Here is a 21,477-nt window from a genome sequence, read left to right on the forward strand (position 1 = left end):
TCCTGTCGACCCATCGCGGAAACCACGATGCTTCAAACGTACGCGGAACGCTTGCTTGCCAATACCCTGAAAGACCTGGTCCGGCGCGGCACGCTGGATGTCACCCTGCCCGGCGGCCGCCGCCTGGCCTTCGGCGACGGCACCTTGCCGCGCGCCGCCATCCGCTTCACCGACACCCGCGCCGTGCTGGCGCTGCTGATGGACCCCGACCTGCGCCTGGGCGAGCTGTTCATGGACCAGCGGCTGGTGGTCGACGAAGGCAGTATCTACGACGTGCTGGAACTGCTGCTGCGCGATGCCGACGCGGTGCGGCCCGGCGTCATGGTGCGCGTGCTGGACGCGATGCGCATGTCGATACGGCGCTTCCTGCAGAACAACCGCCCGGGCCGCGCGCGCGCCAACGTCGCCCACCACTACGACCTGGACGACCGCCTGTACTCGCTGTTCCTGGACGAGCAGCGACAGTATTCCTGCGCCTATTTCGAGCACCCCGGGCAAGACCTGGAATCGGCCCAGCGGGCCAAGCAGCGCCACATCGCGGCCAAGCTGCTGGTCGAGCCCGGCCACCGCGTGCTCGACATCGGCTGCGGCTGGGGCGGCCTGACGCGCTACCTGGTCGAGGTCGCCGGCGCCGGGCACGCCACCGGCATCACGCTGTCCGAGGAACAACTGAAGGGCGCGCGCGAACTGGCCGCCCGCACCGCCCATCCCCAGGCCTACGACTACCGCCTGGAGGACTACCGCGCGACGCCCGGCCGCTTCGACCGTATCGTGTCGGTGGGCATGTTCGAGCACGTGGGCGTGGGCTATCACGACGCCTTCTTCCGCAAATGCCACGAACTGCTGACGGACGACGGCGTGATGCTGTTGCATTTCATCGGCAACTCCGACGTCCCGGACTTCAACAATCCGTGGATAGAGAAGTACATCTTTCCCGGCGGCCACATCCCGTCGCTGTCGGAATTCACGCCCGCCATCGAACGCTCGGGCCTGGTCGTCACCGACATCGAGGTGCTGCGCCTGCACTACGCCAGCACGCTGCGCATCTGGCGCGAGCGCTTCCTGGCGCGCCGGGCCGAGGCCGTGGCGCTGTACGACGAACGCTTCGCCCGCATGTGGGAGTACTACCTGTCGATGTCGGAGACGGCGTTCCGCTACCAGGACATCGCCATCTTCCAGGTGCAACTGGCCAGGCGCCAGGAAAGCGTGCCGCTGACGCGGGACTACGTGGGCGAGCGGGAAGCCCGGCTGCGGGAAGCCGAGGCGCGCGCGGTCCTGCCGGGCCTCACGCCTTCAGGAACATGAACGCACTCATCGACACGCCCACCAGCACCACGATGGCCCGCATCACGACGGCGGGCACGCGGCGCGCCAACCGTGCGCCCGCGAATCCGCCCACCGTCGCGCCCACGGCCATCACGCCCGCCTCGCGCCATTGCACGAGCCCGCCGGCCACGTAGACCACGACGGCCACCACGGTCAGCACGCCGGACAGCAGGTTCTTGAGCCCATTGAGGGCGCTGAAATCGCCGCGCTTGGACATCCCGAACAGGGCCAGCAGCATGATGCCCACGCCGCCGTTGAAGTAGCCGCCATACAGGCTGACGGCGAAGAGGCCCGCCGCCGCCGCACCGGAAGACAACATCCGCCCGCGCGCCGCCCTCAGCATGATGGGCGCGCACAGGAACAGGGCGGTGGCGAACAGCAGCAGCCAGGGCGCCACGTTCCGGAAGACGGCGCCCGAGGTCCACAGCAACAGCAGTGCCCCCGCGCTCCCGCCCGCCAGCGCGATGCCCGACAGGCCCGCGAGCGAGCCGGATTCCGACCGCGCGATGTCGCGCCGCAGCGCCCAGGCGCCGGTCACATAGCCGGGCAGCAGCGCCAGCGTGCCGGTGGCGTTGGCAACCGCCGCGGGCATGCCCACGGAGACCAGGGCCGGGAGCGTGAGGAAGCTTCCCCCGCCCGCCGCGGCGTTGAGCATGCCCGCGCCGAAGGCGGCCGCCAACAGCAGCAGTTCCGACATGTATCCCCCCGGATCACCTGAGGCGCAGGCTGCGCAGCGGCGCGACGGCGCGCATGTCCACGCGCGGGTCGCGGCCGCTCGCCACGTCGGCGATGATGCGTCCGGTCAGCGCGGCCAGCGTCACGCCCAGATGGCCATGGCCGTAGGCCAGCAGGACGTGGGGCGCGGCCGGGGCCGTCCCCAGGATGGGACGGCTGTCGGGCACGGAAGGGCGCGGCCCCACCCATTTCGATACCGGTTCGGCATCCACCCCCTGGACGAAGCGTTCGAGTCCGTCGAACACCGGCGCCGCGCGCACGTGATCGGCCGGAGCATCGGCGTGCGTGAATTCCGCGACGCTCGCCATCCGGATGCCCGCCGCCATGGGCGTCAGCGCGACCTTGCGTTCCACCATCAGCACCGGCATGCGCAGCGGACTGCTGCCCGGCGCCAGCATGACGTGATAGCCGCGCTCGGCCACCAGCGGAATGTCCACGCCCAGCCCCCGCGCCAGCCGGTGGGACCAGGCGCCGGCGGCCAGCACCACGCGGTCGGCGCGCAGGCGCCCGTCCCGGGTCAGCACGCCACCGGCATCGATGCCGGTGGCCTGGGCGCGCACGATGCGCCCGCCCAGCGCCTCGACCCGGGCGGCCAGGCGCCGGGCCAGCATCAGTGTATCGGTGACGTATCCCATTCCCGGTATCGACATCGCGCCGCCGATGCGATCGGTCAGCGCGGGCTCCATGGCCCGCGCCTCGTCCACGTCGAGCGGCGTGCACGCGACCCCCAGGCTGCGCCGCAGCTCGTAGGCCCCCTGTGCCGCGCGCAGCGCCGCCTGCGACCCGAACACGTGCAGGGCGCCGGACCGGCGCACCAGGTCGTTGCCGCCGATGTCGTCCAGCACGGGCTGCCAGGCCTCCCAGGCCTGCGCCAGCATCGCGGCCGTGGCATGGGTCCCGACGCGCGCGCGCTCGGCGGTGCCCTGGGCGATGAAGCGTGCGAACCACGGGAGATGCCGGGCGGCATAGCCGGGCCGCACAATCAGCGGGCCCCGGGGATCGCGCAGCATCCGGACCGTCTGCCCCAGTATGCCGGGCGTGGCCTGCGGGAAGATGGAAGCGATGGCGATGTGGGCGGCGTTGCCGAAGCTCGCGCCCTCGCCCACGCCGCCGCGATCGATGACCGTCACGTCGTATCCGTCGCGCTGCAGGGCATGGGCGCAAGCCAGGCCCACCAGCCCCGCGCCCAGCACCACGATCGAACCGCGTGCCGATGCGCTCATGCGCCGCCTCCGGGCGCCGGTTCGTTGCGCAAGCCGCCCAGGCTGTCCGCGCGCAGCGCGCGCCACAGCACGCCCGCGGCCAGCACCGTGGCGCCGCGCAGATGGCCCTGGTCCACCAGCGCCCTCGTATCGGCGGGCGTCAGCAGCAGGCGCAGCGCGCTGTCGGGTTCGTCGAAGCCGGCGATCAGGCGCAGCGCGGGAATGCCCCAGGCGGCGAAGTTCGCGTGGTCGCTATTGGACATGAGCGGCAGATGGACGCCCAGGTCGCCTCCGGCCAGCGACGCCCCCGACCGGGCGAACCCGCCCAGCCGTTCGAAGCCCGACGTCAGCGCGGTCAGGCGCGGCGATCCCGCCAGCGAGTCGAGATTGACGTTGAGCGCCATCGCCGCGCGCCGCGCTTGCGGCAGCGCCGCCAGCCACTCGCGCGAGCCGTTCAGCGCCCATTCCTCGGCGCTGAACAGGCACACGGTCAGGCCCCGGCGCATGACGTGCATCCGCGGCGCGAACGCCCGGGCCAGCGCCATGGCCGCCGCCACGCCGGTCGCATTGTCCAGGGCGCTCTCGGCCAGGGGATGGCCGTCGATGTGGGCGGACAGCACCACGCGCTCGTCCGGGTGAGCGGCCTGCCCGGCCGGCAGGTCGAGCACCAGCGTGTCGGTACGCGCCTGCGGCAGGTCTTCGCCGCCGATGCACAGGCGGACGCGCGCCCCGGGCTGCCGCAGCGCCAGCCCGGCCTCGGCCGAGATGCCCATGGCCGGGATGCCCGGCCCGCCCCCGCGTCCCGAGGATCCCGACACCGGGCCTATTCCGGCCTCGGGCTGCACCACCAGCAGCGCGGCGGCGCCCGCCTGCTGCGCCGCGGCCAGCTTGACCCGGCGATGGACCGTCCGGGTGGAAAAGGGGTATTCGTGCTGCACCATCACCGCGTGCCCGCGCACCGCGTCGCCCGCGGCGGTGATCATGTCGGGCGTTCCGCGTCCCAGGTCCAGCACGGGCAGTTCGATGCCCTCTTCCGGCGTGAACGCCGTCCCCAGCAGCGGCACGGCCTCCAGTTGCCGGCCATCGGGCAGGCGCATCAGCACCGCATGGTCGCACCGCCACCCGGCGTAAGGCGTGGACTCGCGCGCGACCGTTCCGAAAACGCTCAATTGCTGTTCGCACCAATCCTGCGCGGCGCGTTCGCTGGCGGTACCCGCCATGCGTCCGCCATGCCGGCACAGGGCCCGGAAATCGGTCCACAACTCCTCGTCCCGCCGAAGGCGCGCGGCGACCTCGTCGAAGGCCGCCTGTTCGGCTGCCTGCGCGCCGATGTCGTCGCGCGTCATGCCAGGTGCTCGCCAAGGAAGTCCAGCGTACGCTGCTGTGCCAGGGCCGCCGATTCCGCGTGGTAGAGGTCGCGCTGATCGCAGTTGAAGCCATGCCCCGTGGCATAGAAATGCACGGCCACCTCGGGCGCGGCCCGGCCCGGCTCCATCATTTTTTCCTTGGACACCAGGTGATCGCGCTCGCCCCAATGCAGCATCATGGGGATGCGCGGCGTCGGCTCGATCACCGTTGGAATGGCGTTGCCGTAGTACGAGACCGCGCACGCGAATCCCGTGCCGCGCCCCGCCGTCACCCATGCCGCGGTGCCGCCCCAGCAGAAGCCGACGATGCCCACCTTGCCCGCCTGGGCCGCGAACGCGCCGGCGGCCTCGATGTCCTTGACCGCATCGTTCCAGTCGATCAGCTTCATCAGGGCCTGCCCCTTGCGGACGTCGTCGTCGCCGTAGCCCAGGTCCAGCCCGGGCTCCACCCGGTCGAAGACACTGGGCGCGATCGCGAGATAACCCCATCCGGCATAGCGGTCGGCCACGCTGCGTATGTGGCTGTTCACGCCGAAGATCTCGGGCAGGATGACGACGCCGGCGCGGGGCGTGCCCGCCGGCCGGGCCACGTAGCCGTCGAATTCGAAACCGTCCGCCGCGGTCAGGCGCATCCGTTCACCACTCATCTTGTATCCTCCTTGTTCTCACGAACACCTGTTGGTGCCGTCCATCAATCCACTTTGATACCGGCCCGCGTGGCCACGTCGCGCCAAGCGGCGAATTCCTTGCTCATCAGGCCGGCGAAGGCCGCCGCGTCGCGCGTCGACGGCGAGATGCCCAGCGCCGCGAAGCGTTCCACGATGGCGGGATCGCGCATGGCCGCCGTCACCGCCTTCGCGATGCGGGCCGAGATGTCGGCGGGCAGCCCCGCCGGCGCGATCAGGCCCCACCAGTTCAGGACGTGCACGCCCTGCACCCCGAGGCGGTCGAAGGTGGGAATCTCGGGAAAATCCTTCAACGGCTCGGGCGAGGCGACGGCCAGCGGCCGCAGGCGGCCGCTCTTGACCAGCGGCATGCCGGAAGCGGTGCTGGTGAAGATGGCATCGACCTGCCCGGCGATCGTCTCGTTCATGGCGGGTCCCGATCCACGATACGGCACGCTCACCAGCGTGGTCTTGGTGCGCAGCTGCAGCAGTTCGGCCGCCAGGTGGCCCAGCGAGCCGGGGCCGGCATTGGCGATGTTCACGGGGCGATCGTGCGCCTGCTTGAGGAACGACGGCAGGTCGGCCGCGCCCGAGGCCGGCACGAACAGCACCAGCGGCGCGGAGCCCACCTGGGCGATGGTGGAGAAATCCTTGGCCACGTCGTAGCCGGGCGACGTCTGGCGCACCGCGGCGTTGAGCACCAGCGCCACGTCGGCCAGCATGATCGTGTAGCCGTCCGGGGCGGATCGCGCCAGCTGCGTGGCGGCGATTGCCGTGTTGGCGCCGGCGCGGTTGATGACGACGACCGATACGCCCAGCTGCTTCTGGAGTTGCGGGGCCAGCGCCCGGACGACGATGTCCGAGGCGCCGCCGGGCGCGTAGGGCACGACGAACTCGATGGGCCTGGAGGGATAGGAATCGGCCAGGGCGGGGGCGGCAGCCACGGCGCCAGCCGCGCCCGCGGTGCAAAGACGGAGAATGGAAAGGACGCGCATGTCACGGACGCCTGGAAGAATGAGAGGCGCCACATTAAGTTCCGCTCCAGGGAGGGTCAAACGAAAACTTCGGGACCCTCATTCCGCCATGGAATACCCCAAATCCAGATGCTTCTGTATGCGCATCTGCGTCGCTTCGGCTTCGGGCAGCATCCAGTCCAGGAACCGGTCCCGGGCGGCGCCATGCCCGGCGCCGGTGGGCAGCACGGCGTGATAGGCGTATCGCGTCCGCACGCATTCGCCCAGGGGCCGCACCAGGCGGCCGCTTTCGAGCTGGTCCAGTACCAGGAACAGCGGGCATATCGCCACGCCCAGCCCGGCCACCACCGCCGGGATCAGCACCGAGAACCCTTCGAACAGCAGGCCGGTGCCGGCGCGAGGCGTCCAGGCGGGCGCCGCCGCCGCGCTCCATTCCCTCCAGTCATAGCCCCGCTGCGCGCGGTGCAGCGCGGGCAGTGCCTGGACCTGCCGCAGCGTGGCGCGCGTGTCCCCCAGCAGATCGGGGCTGGCCACCAGCGCCATTTCGCGCCCCAGCAGGCGGATCGCCCGGGCATCGGGCCATCGTCCGGCGCCGACCCGGACCTCGACGTCGAAGCGCTCGGTCACCGGCGAGAAATCCGGCAGGCGCGGGCGGACCGCCAGGCGCGTGCCGGGCGCACGCTCGCGGAATCCCGGCAGGCGGGGAATGAGCCAGTACGACGCGAAGGCCGGGGACGCGGATATCTCCACCGCGGTGGCGGGCGCCTTTTCCCCGGCTACCTCCTGCGCGATCGCCCTGCCCTCCTGCAGCATGGCCAGCGCATCGCCGGCGTGCGCAAGATAGGCGTGGCCGGCGGGCGTCAGCGCCAGCAGCTTTCCCGAACGCACGAACAGCCGGCAGCCCAGTTGCTCTTCCAGCGCCTGAACCTGCTTGCTGACGGCGCTCTGGGTCAGGCACAGCGTATCGGCCGCGCGGGTGAAGCTGTTGCAGCGGGCGACTTCGATGAACGCGCGCAGGACCGGTATGGAAGGAATGTTCATGGTGTAGGACGCGAGCCGGAAAGCCGCCCCGGGGCCGTCGAACGCAGCCGCGGCGCCGCATAACATTTGCTTATCGATCGCGCCGAGAATTCGATTATGCCCCCGGACGCGAGACGACTCAGAATGGCTCCAGTCTAATCCAGAGCCATCCGGGAGCCTCCGATGCCCGACATCATCGGCGAGTACGTCGACCGCCTCGTCACGGTCGAGATGCGCAACCGCGCAATGAACCACAACATCATCGGCCCGATCTACGACCGGGCGCGCGCCGAAGGCGGCGGACGGCCGATCAGCGCGCGCGCCGCGCAGGCGCTGTTCGACCGCGTGCGGCCCGGCGACCGCGTCCTGATCGTGACCGGCGCCGGCTACGCGCCCGAGGCGCCCAACGGCGAAAGCGACGGCCCGCCCGGCGCGGCGGCCCTCGCCCATGCACTGTTCTGGGGCTTGCAGGCGGTGCCGGTGTTCGTGACCGAACCCTGCCACGCCCCCCCGGTCGTGGCCAGCAGCCAGGCCGCGGGCATCATGGTGCGCGACTACGCGCTGTGCCGCGACCGCAGGATGGGCGCGGCGCTGTCCACCTCGCCCGAGCGGCAGGACGAAGTACCGGGCTGGGCCGCGGCGCTGCTGGACGACTGCCAGCCCCGGGCCATCGTGTCGATCGAACGCCTGGGGCCCAACGAGCACGGGCTGATCCACTATTCCACGGGCGTGCGGCCGCAGGAGTGCGTCGACCTCTCGCCGCTCTTCACGCAGGCCGCGCGGCGCGGGATCCTGTCCATCGGCATCGGCGACAACGGCAACGAGATCGGCTTTGGCCGGATCTTCGACTTCATGAAGTCCTTCCACCCCTACGGCCGGCGTTGCCAGTACGAAGGGGGGGTGGGCGTGCCCACCACCGTCGCCACCGACATCTTCCTGCCGGCCTCGATCTCCAACTGGGGCGCCTACGGCCTCTGCGCCATGCTGGCCTTCCTGTGCCGCCGGCTCGACGTCCTGCATACGCCGGCCATCGAACGCGACGTCCTGCGCGCCTGCCTGGACGCGGGTGGCTGGGAGATGCGCTATTGCACCTCGCGCTTCATCGTCGACGGCACCGAGGGCGAGAGCTCGATGGCGATCATCCAGCTTCTGCGCGACATGGTGCGCGTCAACATCGCGCCGCCCGACCGCGGGCTGTCCCACGGCACGCTCGACCGCTAGATTTCCCTACTTCGGAGAACCGACATGTCCGCTTCGTTCAGGCGCATCGCCGCCTGCCTTTCCCTCGCGCTGGGCGCGCTCGGCCCCGCCCACGCCCAGTCGCCCGCGGCCTCCTCCGGCCGGCCGCTGCGCATCGTCGTTCCCTACGCCTCGGGCGGCCTGGCCGACATCACGGCGCGGCTGTTGTCCGAGCACCTGGCCGCGCGGCTGCACCAGCCCGTGGTGGTGGAAAACAAGCCGGGCGCCAACGGCGCCATCGGCACCGCCCAGGTCGCCAAGGCCGCGCCCGACGGCAACACGCTGGTGTACGTCGTCAGCTCGCACGTCTTCGGCCGCGCCCTCATCCCCGACCTGCCGTTCGATCCCATCAAGGATTTCGCGCCCGTCACGCTGGCGACGCGCACCGCGATGGTGCTGGTGGCCTCGCCCTCGCTGCCGGTGAACAACGTGCCGGAACTGGTGGCCTACGTGCGCGCCCGGCCGAACCAGCTCGCCTTCGCCTCGGCCGGCAACGGCAGCAACGTCCACGTCTTCGGCCAGTGGTTCGCCGACCTGGCCGGGCTCAAGATGACCCACGTTCCCTACAAGGGCAGCGCGGCGGCGCACATGGACCTCATCGCGGGCCGCACGCAGATCGTGTTCGATACGCTGGGCGCGGTGCAGCCGCACGTGGCCGCGGGCAACCTCAAGATCCTGGCCGCCGGCGCCGAACGGCTCCCGAAGTATCCGGACATCCCCACGGTGGCCGAGGCCGGCTATCCCGGATTCCGCGCGGAGTCCTGGGGCGCCGTGCTGGCGCCCGCCGGCACCCCTGCCGCCCGCATCGACCAGCTCAATCGCGAGATCGTCGCGGCACTGAACCTGCCGGAGGTCCGCAAGCGCCTCGAGGACGCCGGCGCGCAGGTGGTCGGCAGCACGCCCGCCGAACTGGGCCAGACCCTGGTGGCCGAGGAGAAGAAATACGGAGATCTGATCCGCCGCATGGGGATACGGCTCGAATGACCCGGAAACCAGAAGGAGCATGTCCATGAAGGCCGTTTCCCTGTACGCGCCCTATGGCTGGAAGGCGAAGATCGGCCTGATCGTCCCATCCACCAACACCATCAACGAACCCGAGTTCTGGCGCATGGCGCCCGAGGGCGTGGGAGTGTTCACGGCCCGGGCCATGCTGCTGGGCAGCATGACCCAGGAATCCTACGTCGCCATGGCCGAAGCGACCCGGACGGCTGCGGACCAGCTGGCCACGGCCGAGGTCGACATCGTCGCCTACGGCTGCACCTCCGGGTCGTTCATGTGCCCCATGTCCGAGATCGTGGCGGACATACGCCAGCGGGCAGGCGCGCCGGCGCTGGCCGCCTCGGGGGCCGTGGTCGCCGCGCTGCGGGCGCTGGGCGTGCGCAACGTGGCCGTGGCCACGCCCTACGTGGAATTCGTCAACCGGCGCGAGCGGGAATTCCTGGAGGAGTACGGCTTCCGCGTGGCCTCGCTGCACGGCCTGGAACTGGGAGAGACGCAGGAGGAACGCCGCGGCATCGGCCGGGTCCCTCCCGAGGCCCTCTACCGGCTGGCCCGCCTGGCCGACCGCCCCGAGGCGGACGCCGTGTTCATTTCCTGCACCAACCTGGCTTCGCTGGGCGTGGTGGCGGCCCTGGAACGCGACCTGGGCAAGCCCGTCATCACCAGCAACCAGGCCTGCTTCTGGGCATGCCTGCGGCGCCTGGGGCTGAACGATGCGATCGGGGGCCATGGAAGGCTGCTCGAATCGTGCCTCGCGCCTATCGACGATTCGGCCTTCGAAGTATGATCGGCGCGTCCGAGCATCGATAACCGCATCGCCACCTTGGCACGCCCGCTGAACTTCCGCCAGCTCGAAGCATTCCGCGCCGTCATTCTGACCGGCAGCATGACGGCCGCCGGCCACGCGATGTCCATTTCGCAGCCCGCGGTCTCGCGGCTGATCCACGATCTCGAGCACGAGCTCAGGCTGGTGCTGTTCCAGCGCCAGGGCATACAGATCATTGCGACCGAAGCGGCGGTCCGGCTGTACAGCGAGGTGGAACGGCACTTCTCGGGCGCCGACCGGATCCGCGAGGCCGCGCGCGCGATCCGGCTGTCGACGGCCGGCTATCTGCACGTGGGGACGATGCCGAACCTCGCCTCGCATTGCCTGCCCGAGGCCATCGGCCTGCTGCTGCGGCACCACCCCGACGTCGTCGTTTCCGTCCATCCCGACAGCTCGATCAACCTCGTTTCCATGCTGCTCCACGCGCAGCTGGACATCGTGTTCGGCACGCTGCCGCCCGATCCGAGCGGACTGGAACACGACCCCTTTCCCTCGACCCAGGCGGTCTGCGTCATGCCTGCCGCCCATCCTCTCGCGCGCAAGAAACGGGTCACGGTCAACGATCTCGACGGCCAGGACTTCGTCGCGCTGGGCCAGGCGAGCCGCCAGCGCATCCAGCTCAACAATGCGATGCTGGCGGCCGGGGTACGGCCCAACATCCGCGTCGAGACCATGCACTCGTCCTCGGTGATCGGCTATGTGAGCCGCGGGATAGGGATCGCGGTCATCGATCCCATCGCCGTCATCGGCCACCACACGCCCAAGGTCGCCATCCGCCCCTTCACCCCTACGATATCGCTGGACTTCTCGGCCGTTTACCGCCGCAACGTGCCCCGGCCGGATGCCGCCGCCGCGCTTACCCGGGCGCTCGGGCAGGTGGTGCAGGAGAAGCTGGGGCAACTGGGCGCCGGGATCCCTGCGCGCCGCCCGCCGCGTGACGGGCAAGGATTAAAATGACGGCCCCCCTCCCTAGATAGTCCCAGTCCAGATCATGTCCGAAGGCTTCACCACCCGCATCCTGCATAGCGACCGCCGCGGCTCGGTCGAGCATGGCGCCCTGCACAAACCCATGCACACCGCCTCCGCCTTCGGCTATGGCGACGCGCAAACCCTGGTCGACGTGTTCCAGGGCCGCAATCCGGGATACTCGTACGGCCGCCAGGGCAACCCCACCACCGCCGCGCTCGAGGCCAAGATCACCGAGATGGAGGACGGCATCGGCACCGTCTCCTTCTCGACCGGCATGGCCGCCATCGCCGCGGTGCTGACCACTCTGCTGCGCGAAGGCGACCACGTGGTCTCCAGCGGCTTCCTGTTCGGCAATACCAACAGCCTGTTCGCGACGATGAAGGGGCTGGGCGTGGAAATCGACTTCGTCGATGCCACCGACGCCGCCAACGTCGAGCGGGCGCTGCGCCCCAACACCCGCCTGGTGTTCGTCGAGACCATCGCCAATCCCCGCACGCAGGTGGCCGCGCTGGCCGAGATCGGCGTGCTGTGCAAGGCCCGCGGCGTGCTGTACGTGGTCGACAACACCATGACCTCGCCCTACCTGTTCCGTCCCAAGGCGGTCCAGGCCGACCTGAGCATCAACTCGCTCACCAAGTACATCTGCGGCCACGGCAACGCGCTGGGCGGCGCGGTCACGGACACCGGGCTGTTCGACTGGACCGCCTATCCCAACATCAGCCCGTCGTACCGCAACACCAAGCCGGCCATGCAGGGCCTGCAGCAGATCAAGAAGAAGGGCCTGCGCGACATGGGCGCCACCCTGGGTTCGGAGGCCGCCCACCGCATCGCGGCCGGCGCCGAGACCCTCAGCCTGCGCATGGAGCGCGCCTGCTCGACCGCCGCCGCGCTGGCCGCGCAACTGGCCGCCCATCCCAAGGTCAAGCGCGTCTATCACCCCAGCCTGCCCGACCACCCGCAGCACGAGCGCGCGCGCGCCCTGTTCAAGCGCGGCGGCGCCTTGCTGGCCTTCGAGCTGCTGGACGGAATCGATCCGGTGCATTTCCAGAACCAGTTGCGCGTGGTCATCTCGGCCACCCACCTGGGCGACAACCGCACGCTGGCCATCCCGGTGGCACAGACCATCTATTGGGAAATGGGCCCCGAGCGGCGGCGGGAGATGGACATCGCCGATTCGCTGATACGCGTTTCGGTCGGCATCGAGGATCCCGAGGACCTGCTGGGCGACTTCGCCCAGGCCTGCGACGCCGTCTAGGGCCTGGTCCCGCTAAAAGGAGGCTCGCCGGGAACGGGCCGCTGGCCCGCGGCGTCTTCGTTCACGCCGCGTATCGCCGCGATCAGCGTCGCGGCCCGGTAGGGCTTGGTCACGTGGGCCTGGAAACCGCTTGCGAGCGCCCGCCTGCGGTCATCCTCGCGCGCCAGGGCGGTCACCGCCACCGCGCGCAAGGCCGCGCCGTCCAGGCCCATGCCCTTGCGCACCGACTCGATCAACTGATAGCCATCCATGCCCGGCATGCCTATGTCGGCCACCAGCGCGGAATAGAAACCGGCCCCGCGCTCGGCCAGTTCCTCGAGCGCGGCGTAGGCCGAGGTCACGCCCGTGACCTCGGCGCCGTACTCGCGCAGCAGGTGGGTCAGGTACTCCAGCATGTCCGGCTGGTCCTCCACGGCCAGGATGAGCTGGCCCGCCAGGCTGTCGGCATGCAGCAGGTCCCCCTTCTCGCCCTGGATGTCGCCGGTCTCGGAAGCGATGAGCGGCGACCGGTACACGGGCAGGCTGACCGTGAAGCAGGCGCCGCGGTTCATGCCCTCGCTCTCGGCCCACACTTCGCCGCCGTGCATTTCCACCAGCTGCTTGACGATGGACAGGCCCAGCCCCAGGCCGCCGTAGCGCCGCGAGGTCGAACCGTCGGCCTGGCGGAAGCGGTCGAACAGGTGGGGCAGGAAATCGGGCTCGATGCCCACGCCGCTGTCGGCCACCGAGATCTCGAACCGCGTATCGGTACGGCGAGCCGCGATGCTGATCCGGCCGTTGGGCGGCGTGAACTTGATCGCGTTGGACAGCAGGTTCCAAAAGATTTGTTGCAATCGCGCGGGGTCCGCCAGGACCAGGCAAACCTCGAAGCTGTGCTGGAACTCCAGCCGTATCCCCTTGCTCTGCATGGACGGCTCGCTGGACTGCACGACCCGCGCAACCTGCTCGAAGCCATCCAGGGGTTCCAGGTCGAGCTTGATCTTGCCCAGGAAGATCGCGCTCATGTCGAGCATGTCGGAAATCAGCGTGGCCTGGGTGCGGGCGCTTTGCAATATGGTCGAGAGGCCCTTGCGCAATTGCTCGTTGTCGGGCGCCCGCTTGAGCAGCAGCTGGCTCCAGCCGATGATGACCGACAGCGGTGTGCGCAGTTCGTGCGACAGCGTGGCCAGGAATTCGTCCTTCATGCGGGTGGCGGCCTCGGCGTCGTGCCGGGCGGCGCGCTCGGCCTCCAGCAACTGCTCGCGCTGTGCTTCCATGACGTAGCGCTCGGTGATGTCGCTGAACAGCACGGCGACGGTCGCCTCGTCGGGTTCCCCCAGGCGGAACGCATAGACGTCGAACCAGCGCTCCAGCGTTTCGGCATGATGTTCGAAGCGCGCCGGCTGGCCGGTCAGCGCGACGTCGCCATAGATCTGGTACCAGTGTTCCTCGTGGTCGGGAGACAGCTCCCGCATGCGCTTGCCCAGCGCATGGCGCAGGCCGGTGTGGGCCTCGAAGGCGGGATTGATCTCAAGGAAGCGATAATCGACCGGCTTGCCGTTGTCGAAGATCATCTGCAGGACGCAGAATCCCTGGTCGATGGATTCGAACAATTGCCGGTAGCGGTCCTCGCTGCGCCGCAAGGCGTCAGCGGCGGCCTGGTCGTCCAGGCGGCGCTGGCCCCGGAACCTGTAGGACGCGATATCCCACGGCTGCATACGCGTCGTTGCTCCCATCCGCTGGTTGGCGATCGATGGCGAAGTGTACCCGCGCGCGCGTAGCCTCCTCGGGGAGCATGTGTTTCAAGGCATGACCCTTGTGAGTCCGGCGCGGCCCGGCCGCCGGGCCGCGCCGGGGATGCTAGCATCCCGCCCATCGGACCTCGCCCCGCCCTGCTCCATCCGCCGTGAACGCTCCCACCGATACCCATTCCGTCACCCTCGATCCGCAGCAATGGACCTTCGCCGCCGGCGAGGACGAGAGCCTGTTCCAGGCCGCGCGGCGCGCCGGGATACGGCTGCCCACCATCTGCCGCAACGGCACCTGCCGGACCTGTTTTTCCCGCATGGAAAGCGGCAGCGTCCGCTATCTGGTCGAATGGCCGGGCCTGAGCGCGCAGGAAAAGCAGGAAGGCTTCATCCTGCCCTGCGTGGCGGTGGCCACCTCGCCCATCGTCATGGTGAACCCGCACGCCGAGAAGACCGCCGACGCGGCGGGCTGACGCCCACGCCCGTATCCATGAACAGCTCGGCCAGGGTCTGGCGCAGCCAGGCGTGGCCGGGATCGCGGTGGAAGCGCGCGTGCCAGTACTGATTGACCGCATAGCGCTCGATCGGAATGGGGGGCGCGTGCACGCGCAGCCCTTCCTGCCGCGCCACGATCCCGCCCAGGAGGCTCGGCACCGTGGCGACGAAGTCGGTCTGCGCGATGATTGCCGCCAGGCCCAGGTAGCTGGGCAGCCGCAGCACCACCTGCCGCTCCAGCCCGGCACGGCGGATGGCCTGCTCCACGATCAACTGGCTGGTGGTCGAGGGCGAGACGTCGACGTGGCCTTCGCGGGCGAAATCGGCACGCGTGAAGGTGCGGCCGATGCGCGGATGGCGCGGTCCCGCCACGCACACGAAGTCCTGCTCGAACAGCCGCTGGCGGTAGAAGCCGGCATCCAGCTGCGGCATGAAGCCTATGGACAGGTCGGCTTCGCCGCTTTCCATGCGCGCCGGGGTGTCGGGCCCGATACGGAAGATCTCGATGCGCACGGCGGGCGCCACGTCGCGCAGGCGGTTGACGATGCGCGGCAGCAGCACGATGTGGCTGATGTCCGTCATGCACAGGCGGAAGACGCGATCGGAGGCCGCCGGCAGGAAGACGGCAGGCTCGAGCAGCGCCTGCATCGCGGCCAGCGCGGCGGCCACGCGGCCTTCGAGTTCCAGCGCGCGCGCCGTGGGCTCCATGCCCGAGGTGGTGCGCACGAACAGCGGATCGTCGAACAGTTCGCGCAGTTTCGCCAGGAAAAAACTCATCGTCGACTGGCTCATGCCCATGCGCTCGGCAGCGGCCGAGACGCTGCCGGTGCGGCGGATCTCGTCGAACACGCGCAGCAGCTTCGTATCGATATTCTCCAATTTTCTTATTGATCCATATCGATAAATTCGATTCAGCGTATCGATACCGCTCCATGGAGTCAAGCGCGCCCGCTTACTAACATGGCGCCAGATTTCACGCGAGGAGACACCATGAGTACCGGAACCCAAGCGACCGCCATCGTGGTGGGCGGCGGCATAGGCGGCCTGGCCGCCGCGCTGGCCCTGGCCAGGGAAGGCGTGTCGGTCGAACTGCTGGAGCAGAGCCCGACCATAGGCGAGATCGGCGCCGGCATCCAGCTCGGCCCCAACGCCTTCGCCGCGCTGGACGCGCTGGGCGTGGGCGAGGCCGCGCGGCGCCGCGCCGTCTTCACCGAGCGCCTGATCATGATGGACGCGGTCGACGCCACCGAGGTCGGCGGCTTCGAGGTGGGCGAGGCGTTCCGTGCGCGCTTCGGCAATCCCTACGCCGTCATCCACCGTGCCGACATCCACCTGTCCATCCTGGAAGCGGTGCAGGTCCATCCGCTGATCCGCTTCAAGACCTCCACCCGCGTGCAGGCCCTGGAACTGGGCGACGGCCAAGCCACGGTGGTGGACGACCAGGGCGGCCGCCATACGGCCGATGCCGTGGTGGGCGCCGACGGCGTGAAGTCGGTGATACGCGACACGCTGATCGGCGACGAGGCCCGGGTGACCGGCCACGTGGTCTACCGCGCCGTGGTGGACGAGGCCGACATGCCCGACGACCTCAAGATCAACGCCCCGGTGGTGTGGGCCGGCCCGAACTGCCACCTGGTGCACTATCCGCTGCGCAACGGACACCAGTACAACCTGGTGGTCACCTTCCACAGCCGCGAGCCCGAGGTCTGGGGCGTGCGCGAGGGCAGCAAGGAGGAAGTGCTGTCCTACTTCGAGGGCATCCATCCCCGTCCGCACCAGATGCTGCACCGTCCCACGTCCTGGAAGCGCTGGGCCACCGCCGACCGCGACCCGCAGCCGCGCTGGGGCCAGGGCCGCGCCACGGTGCTGGGCGACGCCGCCCATCCCATGACCCAGTACCTGGCACAGGGCGCCTGCATGGCACTGGAAGATGCCGCCACGCTGGGCGCGGCGGTGCGCCATGCCCGCGGCGACCTGGAAGCGGCGTTCCGGCTGTACGAGAACTCCCGCATCACCCGCACCGCGCGCGTGGTGCTGTCCACCCGCGCCATGGGCACGCTCTACCACGCCAAGGGCGTCGAGCGCCTGGTGCGCAACTCGCTGTGGGTGGGCCGCACCCAGGATCAGTACTACGACGCGATGCAGTGGCTGTACGGCTGGCGCGTGGAGACCTGCCTGAAACCCTTGGTGTAACCGACCGGCCGCCGATACATCAAATAATACTAATTCGCGTTATCATTCCTGGAATTTCAACATTCCGGGAATCGCGGCCTCTCCACAGGCGCGACCTTAGCCTCATGTTGCGCAAATTCGGAGTCCTGCTGCACCGCTGGTTGGGCCTGGGCGTCGCGGCCTTCCTGTTCATCGCCGGCCTGACGGGCGCCTTCATTTCGTGGGACCACGAACTCGACGCCTGGCTGAATCCGCAGTTGTTCGAACCGGCCACGCAGGGAGAACCGTTGCCGGTGGAGACCCTGATCGCCAGGCTCGAGGCCGAGGATCCGCGGCTGATGGTCACCTTCAGTCCGCTGGAGGTCGAACCCGGCCACGCCCTGCTGGTCTCGGTCACCGGCCGCATCGATCCGGCCACGGGCAAGGCGTTCCCGCTGGACTTCAACCAGGTCGCGCTCGATCCGGTCACCGGCGACGTCCAGGGCCGCCGCGAATGGGGCGCGATCTCGCTCAGCCGCGAGAACCTGCTGCCTTTCCTGTACAAGCTGCACTACACCATGCACCTGCCCGACGTGAAGGGCGTGGAACTGGGCATGTGGTTCATGGGACTGGTCAGCATCGCCTGGTTCCTGGACTGCTTCGTCGCGCTGTACCTGTCCTTCCCCTCGTGGCGCGCCTGGCGCAAGTCGTTCGCGTTCCGCGTCGGCAAAGGCGGCTATGCGCTCAACTTCGACGTGCACCGCTCCGGCGGCGTCTGGCTGTGGGCGCTGCTGCTCCTGCTGGCGGTGACCTCGATCTCGCTCAACCTCGGCAACGAGGTCGTGCGTCCGGTGGTCAACCAGATCTCGCCGCTGACACCCACGCCATTCGAGACGCGTCCGCTGCGCCCGCTCGACCAGCCCATCATGCCGACGCTGACCCGGACGCAGATCGTCGAACTGGGCAAGGCCGAGGCCGGCCGCCTGGGTATCGCCGAGCCGGCCGGCGCCGTGTTCTATGGCGCGCTGCAGGGCATCTACGGCGTGGGTTTCTACGAGCCGGGCAACGACCACGGCGATGGCGGGCTGGGCAACAGCTGGCTCTACTTCGACGAGAAGAGCGGCGCGCTGCTGGGCAAGCACATCCCCGGCACGGGCAGCGCCGGGGACGTGTTCATGCAGGCCCAGTTCCCGCTGCATTCCGGCCGCATTCTGGGCATTCCCGGACGCATCTTCGTGTCGCTGCTGGGACTGTCGGTGGCCATCCTGAGCGTGACGGGCGTCGTGATCTGGGCGAAGAAACGCAAGGGCCGGATGGCCTCGGCCAGGGCGGCGCAGGCCCGCATGCGGCCCGCCGCGGCTACGAACTTGCCTGGCCTGTCTTGACGGCCACAGGGTAGGGTCGCCGGCGGCGAAGCCCGCCACCGATGGCGGGAAAGGCGATGGACAGGACGGCCGCATCCAGGGTGACGTCCACGCCTATCACCAGCGTCGCGTCCAGCACATCCAGCAGCCGCAGCATGCGCGCCCGTTCCTTGGCGAACGAGGCGCGGACCCGCGTCGGCCCCCAGGGCTGGAGCTCGTCCAGCGAGACCGGCACGGAGGTGTGGCCGCTGGCGCCGTTGCCATGGCCGACCCGCAACTGCACGCGATCCAGGTCCAGCCGCGCGCCGACCACGATGCGCCGGTTAATGCCGGGACGGCTGGCGATGCAGGCGATGGCGGAGTCGATCAGCGCGCAGACATGGTCGGCGGAGCCGGCCACCAGCAGCGGATGGTCGGGTACATCGGCCTCCACGTACCGGACGTTGCCGTCCGGCGAGAGGTCGTAGTCCTCCACGGCTGACTGGATCACGCGCCCCAGGTCGCACAGCGGCCCCGCCGCGCGGCGCTCGGACAGCTCGCCGGTAAGTTCGGTCATGGAAGTGCTCGCAGAGACAAGCTTGGGGCGAGTCTACGGAAGAGCGATCCATCCCACTGCAAACAATGTGCAACACACTGGCCGGCGCAGCCACGCCGGCCAAGGTTTTTACCGCTAGTAGGCGCTAGCCTTCGAAAGCAGGTCCAGCGATTCCGCGTCCAGTGCCAGCGTGGCGGCAGCCTGCAGCGAATCGAGCTGGGCGGCCGAGGTGGCGCTGGCGATGGGCGCCGTGACCGCGGGCTGGTGCAGCAGCCAGGCCAGCGCCACGGCCGCCGGGGTCGAGCCATGCCGCTGGGCCACCTGGTCCAGGGCCTCCAGGATGCGCAGGCCGCGCTCGTTCAGGTACGTGCCCACCCGGCTGCCGCGCGCCTTGCCTTCGAGGTCGGCGGCGGTGCGATACTTGCCGCTCAGGAAACCGCTGGCCAGCGCGTAATAGTTGATGACGGCCACCTGATTGCGCAGCGCCACCGGCGCCAGTTCCGTCTCGAACGCCTGGCGCTCGATCAGGTTGTACTCGGGCTGCAGCGTGGCATAGGCGGCAAAACCGTTGGCACGGCTCACGTCCAGGGCCTCCTGGAAGCGGGCGGCGGTGTAGTTGGACGCACCGATCGCGCGGACCTTGCCGGCCTTCACCAGCCGGTCGAAGGCCGCCAGGCTTTCCTCCAGCGGCGTCGCCGCATCGTCGTCATGGGCCTGGTACAGATCGATGTAGTCGGTCCGCAGGCGGCGCAGCGAACCTTCCACCGCCTTTTCTATGTACGCGGCCGACAGCCCGCCCGGATTGCCCAGCGCGGGCTTGCCCACCTTGGTGGCCAGGATCACGCGATCGCGCTTGCCGCTGCGCTTGAACCAGTTGCCGATGATGGTTTCCGATTCGCCGCCCTGGTTGCCGGGTACCCAGCGCGAATAGGCGTCGGCGGTATCGATGAAGTTCATGCCCCGGTCGGCCAGCGCATCCAGGATGCCGAACGACGCGGCCTCGTCCAGGGTCCAGCCGAATACGTTGCCGCCGAAGGCAATGGGGAATACCTGCAGGCCGGTGGTGCCGAGCGGTCGATAGGTCATGGCTGCCTCGTGCGGAAGGGAAACGGAATCGAAAATAGTAGGAGATTCCGGCCTCCCGACCAAATAGCCGCCACGCATGAGCTAGTTCACGCGCCGCCCGCCTGCGTGGTGCGTTCCTTGATCAGTTGATGCCGCCTTTCCATTTCCTGCCGCAGCTCGCGCCGCAGCAGCGCCGCCTCGCAGCGCTGGCGCTCTTCCTCGTCCTGCGGTTCGAGCGGGGGCACCGGTACCGGCACGCCGTCGTCGCCCACCGCGACCATCGTGAAATAGCAGCTGTTGGCGTGGCGCACGGTCTTGCTGCGGATATCTTCCGTCACCACCTTGATGCCGATCTCCATGGACGTGCGCCCGGTGTAGTTGACCGCCGCGTAGAAGGTGACCAGTTCGCCCACGTGGATGGGCTGGCGGAACACGACCTGATCGACCGACAGCGTGACCACGTAGCGCCCGGCGTAGCGGCTGGCGCAGGCATAGGCGACCTGGTCGAGATACTTGAGGATGGTGCCGCCATGGACGTTGCCCGAGAAATTCGCCATGTCGGGCGTCATCAGGATCGTCATGGAAAGCTTGTGCTGGGAATCGTTCATGGCGAACCTTCTGCGCGAATATGAAGCAGCGCCATTGTAGCCAGCGCGGACGCGGCCCGCGCGGCGGCGTTAACATGGACCTCCGCCATCATCCGCCTCCGGGAGACGTCATCATGCCCAGCCCCACCCTCGCCCTCCTGCATCCCGGCGCCATGGGCGCGGCCATCGGCGCCTGCCTGGTCTCCACCGGCCACCGCGTGCTCTGGTGTTCCGCCGGGCGCAGCGCCGCCACGGCCGCGCGGGCGCGCCAGGCCGGTCTGGAAGACGCAGGCTCCCTGGCCGACGCCCTGCGCGCCGCCGACATCGCCATCTCGGTCTGCCCGCCGGACAACGCGCTCGACCTGGCGCGCGAGGTCGCGCGGCACCGGTACGGCGGCGTCTTCGTCGACGCCAACGCGGTCTCGCCGGCCACCCTCCGGCAGATCGAGGAAGCCGTGCGCGCCGGCGGCGCGCGCTTCGTGGACGGCGGCATCATCGGCCAGCCGCCGCGCGCGGCCGGCAGCACCCGTCTCTACCTGGCCGGCGACGGCGCTTCGGACATCGCTGCGCTGTTCGAAGGCAGCGCGCTCGAAGCCATCGCGCTGGACTCCCCCGCCGGCAGCGCTTCGGCGCTGAAGATCTGCTATGCCGCCTGGAGCAAGGGCGCCACCGCGCTGCTGGCCGGCATACGCGCGCTGGCCCGCCACGAAGGCGTCGAGCCGGCCCTGCTGGCCGAATGGCAGCGGTCCAGCCCGCAGACCCCGGCACGGTCGGAAGAGGTCGCGCAGAAGGCCGAGAAGGCCTGGCGCTGGGTGGGCGAGATGGAGGAAATCGCGTCCACTTTCCATGCCTCCGGGCTGCCTTCGGGCTTTCACCTCGCGGCCGCGGACATCTTCCGGCGGCTGGACGTCTACAAGGATGCGCCCCGGCCGCCCGCCATGGACGAGGCGCTGGACCGGCTGCGGCGCTGACCCGC

21 protein-coding genes are annotated in these 21,477 nt (G+C 69.5%); 10 read left to right on the forward strand and 11 right to left on the reverse strand.

Translation table 11 applies throughout. The annotated features are described in order from the left end of the window. The first annotated feature begins 27 nt into the window (after positions 1-27). On the forward strand, positions 28-1,305 hold the full coding sequence (locus CDO46_RS08215) for a cyclopropane-fatty-acyl-phospholipid synthase family protein (RefSeq protein WP_087838055.1): 1,278 nt from the start codon (positions 28-30) through the stop codon (positions 1,303-1,305). Here the strand turns inward: CDO46_RS08215 and CDO46_RS08220 are convergent. The 6 genes from CDO46_RS08220 to CDO46_RS08245 all read right to left on the reverse strand — a co-directional run bounded on the left by CDO46_RS08220 (position 1,286) and on the right by CDO46_RS08245 (position 7,310). Beyond that, complete coding sequence (locus tag CDO46_RS08220) at positions 1,286-2,023, reverse strand: sulfite exporter TauE/SafE family protein (RefSeq protein WP_087838056.1); 738 nt, start codon at positions 2,021-2,023, stop codon at positions 1,286-1,288. The genes CDO46_RS08215 and CDO46_RS08220 overlap by 20 nt on opposite strands. A gap of 13 nt (positions 2,024-2,036) precedes the next feature. Then, positions 2,037-3,284: an FAD-binding oxidoreductase gene (locus tag CDO46_RS08225; RefSeq protein WP_087838057.1), complete on the reverse strand. Its 1,248-nt coding sequence runs from the start codon at positions 3,282-3,284 to the stop codon at positions 2,037-2,039. Continuing rightward, positions 3,281-4,609 carry a M28 family metallopeptidase gene (locus CDO46_RS08230; RefSeq protein ID WP_087838058.1) on the reverse strand — a complete coding sequence of 443 codons (1,329 nt, stop codon included), beginning with the start codon at positions 4,607-4,609 and terminating at the stop codon, positions 3,281-3,283. Before CDO46_RS08230 ends, CDO46_RS08225 begins: the two co-directional genes overlap by 4 nt. Next, a complete protein-coding gene (locus CDO46_RS08235; protein WP_087838059.1) occupies positions 4,606-5,277 on the reverse strand; it encodes a dienelactone hydrolase family protein in 672 nt (223 codons plus the stop codon). The genes CDO46_RS08230 and CDO46_RS08235 overlap by 4 nt, the downstream gene beginning before the upstream one ends. A 44-nt stretch (positions 5,278-5,321) precedes the next feature. Beyond that, positions 5,322-6,290 (reverse strand): tripartite tricarboxylate transporter substrate binding protein, encoded by a 969-nt coding sequence (locus tag CDO46_RS08240; RefSeq protein ID WP_087838060.1) that lies wholly within the window; start codon positions 6,288-6,290, stop codon positions 5,322-5,324. A gap of 78 nt (positions 6,291-6,368) precedes the next feature. Next, entirely contained in the window at positions 6,369-7,310 is a 942-nt protein-coding gene (locus tag CDO46_RS08245) for a LysR substrate-binding domain-containing protein (RefSeq protein WP_176400684.1), read from the reverse strand. 162 nt (positions 7,311-7,472) lie between these two features. Between CDO46_RS08245 and CDO46_RS08250 the strand changes: the two genes are divergently transcribed. From CDO46_RS08250 to CDO46_RS08270, 5 genes are read left to right on the forward strand one after another with little or no spacing between them, the layout of a single operon-like run. Next, a complete protein-coding gene (locus tag CDO46_RS08250) occupies positions 7,473-8,510 on the forward strand; it encodes a glutamate cyclase domain-containing protein (RefSeq protein WP_087838062.1) in 1,038 nt (345 codons plus the stop codon). A gap of 24 nt (positions 8,511-8,534) precedes the next feature. Further along, positions 8,535-9,512 carry a tripartite tricarboxylate transporter substrate binding protein gene (locus CDO46_RS08255; RefSeq protein WP_087838063.1) on the forward strand — a complete coding sequence of 326 codons (978 nt, stop codon included), beginning with the start codon at positions 8,535-8,537 and terminating at the stop codon, positions 9,510-9,512. 25 nt (positions 9,513-9,537) lie between these two features. Next, entirely contained in the window at positions 9,538-10,314 is a 777-nt protein-coding gene (locus CDO46_RS08260; RefSeq protein WP_243724476.1) for an aspartate/glutamate racemase family protein, read from the forward strand. 36 nt (positions 10,315-10,350) lie between these two features. Continuing rightward, a complete protein-coding gene (locus tag CDO46_RS08265; protein WP_087838065.1) occupies positions 10,351-11,310 on the forward strand; it encodes a LysR family transcriptional regulator in 960 nt (319 codons plus the stop codon). A 34-nt stretch (positions 11,311-11,344) separates the two neighbouring features. After that, the gene (locus CDO46_RS08270) at positions 11,345-12,577 is read left to right on the forward strand and encodes a cystathionine gamma-synthase family protein (RefSeq protein ID WP_087838066.1); all 1,233 of its coding nucleotides are present in this window, start codon (positions 11,345-11,347) and stop codon (positions 12,575-12,577) included. On the opposite strand, the gene CDO46_RS08275 is transcribed toward CDO46_RS08270, so the two are convergent. Then, positions 12,574-14,274 (reverse strand): ATP-binding protein, encoded by a 1,701-nt coding sequence (locus CDO46_RS08275; RefSeq protein WP_087838067.1) that lies wholly within the window; start codon positions 14,272-14,274, stop codon positions 12,574-12,576. The two genes, CDO46_RS08270 and CDO46_RS08275, sit on opposite strands and share 4 nt — an antisense overlap. Positions 14,275-14,462: 188 nt before the next feature. Here CDO46_RS08275 and CDO46_RS08280 point away from each other — a divergent pair, with 188 nt between their 5' ends. Next, the gene (locus CDO46_RS08280) at positions 14,463-14,777 is read left to right on the forward strand and encodes a 2Fe-2S iron-sulfur cluster-binding protein (protein WP_087838068.1); all 315 of its coding nucleotides are present in this window, start codon (positions 14,463-14,465) and stop codon (positions 14,775-14,777) included. On the opposite strand, the gene CDO46_RS08285 is transcribed toward CDO46_RS08280, so the two are convergent. Next, a complete protein-coding gene (locus CDO46_RS08285) occupies positions 14,731-15,678 on the reverse strand; it encodes a LysR family transcriptional regulator (protein ID WP_087838069.1) in 948 nt (315 codons plus the stop codon). The genes CDO46_RS08280 and CDO46_RS08285 overlap by 47 nt on opposite strands. A gap of 111 nt (positions 15,679-15,789) precedes the next feature. Here CDO46_RS08285 and CDO46_RS08290 point away from each other — a divergent pair, with 111 nt between their 5' ends. Together CDO46_RS08290 and CDO46_RS08295 are read left to right on the forward strand one after the other, a co-directional pair. Then, entirely contained in the window at positions 15,790-16,992 is a 1,203-nt protein-coding gene (locus tag CDO46_RS08290; RefSeq protein WP_087838070.1) for a 3-hydroxybenzoate 6-monooxygenase, read from the forward strand. A 107-nt stretch (positions 16,993-17,099) separates the two neighbouring features. Next, entirely contained in the window at positions 17,100-18,335 is a 1,236-nt protein-coding gene (locus CDO46_RS08295) for a PepSY domain-containing protein (RefSeq protein ID WP_087838152.1), read from the forward strand. Here CDO46_RS08295 and CDO46_RS08300 read toward each other — a convergent pair. The 3 genes from CDO46_RS08300 to CDO46_RS08310 form a co-directional block, all read right to left on the reverse strand. Next, positions 18,310-18,870 carry a hypothetical protein gene (locus CDO46_RS08300; protein WP_087838071.1) on the reverse strand — a complete coding sequence of 187 codons (561 nt, stop codon included), beginning with the start codon at positions 18,868-18,870 and terminating at the stop codon, positions 18,310-18,312. The two genes, CDO46_RS08295 and CDO46_RS08300, sit on opposite strands and share 26 nt — an antisense overlap. 114 nt (positions 18,871-18,984) lie before the next feature. Continuing rightward, the gene (locus CDO46_RS08305) at positions 18,985-19,935 is read right to left on the reverse strand and encodes an aldo/keto reductase (protein ID WP_087838072.1); all 951 of its coding nucleotides are present in this window, start codon (positions 19,933-19,935) and stop codon (positions 18,985-18,987) included. A gap of 86 nt (positions 19,936-20,021) precedes the next feature. Next, positions 20,022-20,522, reverse strand: coding sequence for an acyl-CoA thioesterase (locus CDO46_RS08310; RefSeq protein ID WP_087838073.1), 501 nt, complete (start codon positions 20,520-20,522; stop codon positions 20,022-20,024). A 113-nt stretch (positions 20,523-20,635) separates the two neighbouring features. On the opposite strand from CDO46_RS08310, the gene CDO46_RS08315 reads away from it, so the two are divergent. Continuing rightward, on the forward strand, positions 20,636-21,472 hold the full coding sequence (locus tag CDO46_RS08315; RefSeq protein WP_176400685.1) for an NAD(P)-dependent oxidoreductase: 837 nt from the start codon (positions 20,636-20,638) through the stop codon (positions 21,470-21,472). Positions 21,473-21,477 lie beyond the last annotated feature (5 nt).

The organism is Pigmentiphaga sp. NML030171 (assembly GCF_002188635.1).
GTDB classification, from domain to species: domain Bacteria; phylum Pseudomonadota; class Gammaproteobacteria; order Burkholderiales; family Burkholderiaceae_B; genus Pigmentiphaga; species Pigmentiphaga daeguensis.

Bases quoted from the DNA above. Each gene is read 5' to 3' on its own strand.
- CDO46_RS08215 (WP_087838055.1), top strand. From the start codon at position 28: ATGCTTCAAACGTACGCGGAACGCTTGCTTGCCAATACCCTGAAAGAC.
- CDO46_RS08220 (WP_087838056.1), bottom strand. From the start codon at position 2,023: ATGTCGGAACTGCTGCTGTTGGCGGCCGCCTTCGGCGCGGGCATGCTC.
- CDO46_RS08225 (WP_087838057.1), bottom strand. From the start codon at position 3,284: ATGAGCGCATCGGCACGCGGTTCGATCGTGGTGCTGGGCGCGGGGCTG.
- CDO46_RS08230 (WP_087838058.1), bottom strand. From the start codon at position 4,609: ATGACGCGCGACGACATCGGCGCGCAGGCAGCCGAACAGGCGGCCTTC.
- CDO46_RS08235 (WP_087838059.1), bottom strand. From the start codon at position 5,277: ATGAGTGGTGAACGGATGCGCCTGACCGCGGCGGACGGTTTCGAATTC.
- CDO46_RS08240 (WP_087838060.1), bottom strand. From the start codon at position 6,290: ATGCGCGTCCTTTCCATTCTCCGTCTTTGCACCGCGGGCGCGGCTGGC.
- CDO46_RS08245 (WP_176400684.1), bottom strand. From the start codon at position 7,310: ATGAACATTCCTTCCATACCGGTCCTGCGCGCGTTCATCGAAGTCGCC.
- CDO46_RS08250 (WP_087838062.1), top strand. From the start codon at position 7,473: ATGCCCGACATCATCGGCGAGTACGTCGACCGCCTCGTCACGGTCGAG.
- CDO46_RS08255 (WP_087838063.1), top strand. From the start codon at position 8,535: ATGTCCGCTTCGTTCAGGCGCATCGCCGCCTGCCTTTCCCTCGCGCTG.
- CDO46_RS08260 (WP_243724476.1), top strand. From the start codon at position 9,538: ATGAAGGCCGTTTCCCTGTACGCGCCCTATGGCTGGAAGGCGAAGATC.
- CDO46_RS08270 (WP_087838066.1), top strand. From the start codon at position 11,345: ATGTCCGAAGGCTTCACCACCCGCATCCTGCATAGCGACCGCCGCGGC.
- CDO46_RS08275 (WP_087838067.1), bottom strand. From the start codon at position 14,274: ATGCAGCCGTGGGATATCGCGTCCTACAGGTTCCGGGGCCAGCGCCGC.
- CDO46_RS08290 (WP_087838070.1), top strand. From the start codon at position 15,790: ATGAGTACCGGAACCCAAGCGACCGCCATCGTGGTGGGCGGCGGCATA.
- CDO46_RS08300 (WP_087838071.1), bottom strand. From the start codon at position 18,870: ATGACCGAACTTACCGGCGAGCTGTCCGAGCGCCGCGCGGCGGGGCCG.
- CDO46_RS08305 (WP_087838072.1), bottom strand. From the start codon at position 19,935: ATGACCTATCGACCGCTCGGCACCACCGGCCTGCAGGTATTCCCCATT.
- CDO46_RS08310 (WP_087838073.1), bottom strand. From the start codon at position 20,522: ATGAACGATTCCCAGCACAAGCTTTCCATGACGATCCTGATGACGCCC.
- CDO46_RS08315 (WP_176400685.1), top strand. From the start codon at position 20,636: ATGCCCAGCCCCACCCTCGCCCTCCTGCATCCCGGCGCCATGGGCGCG.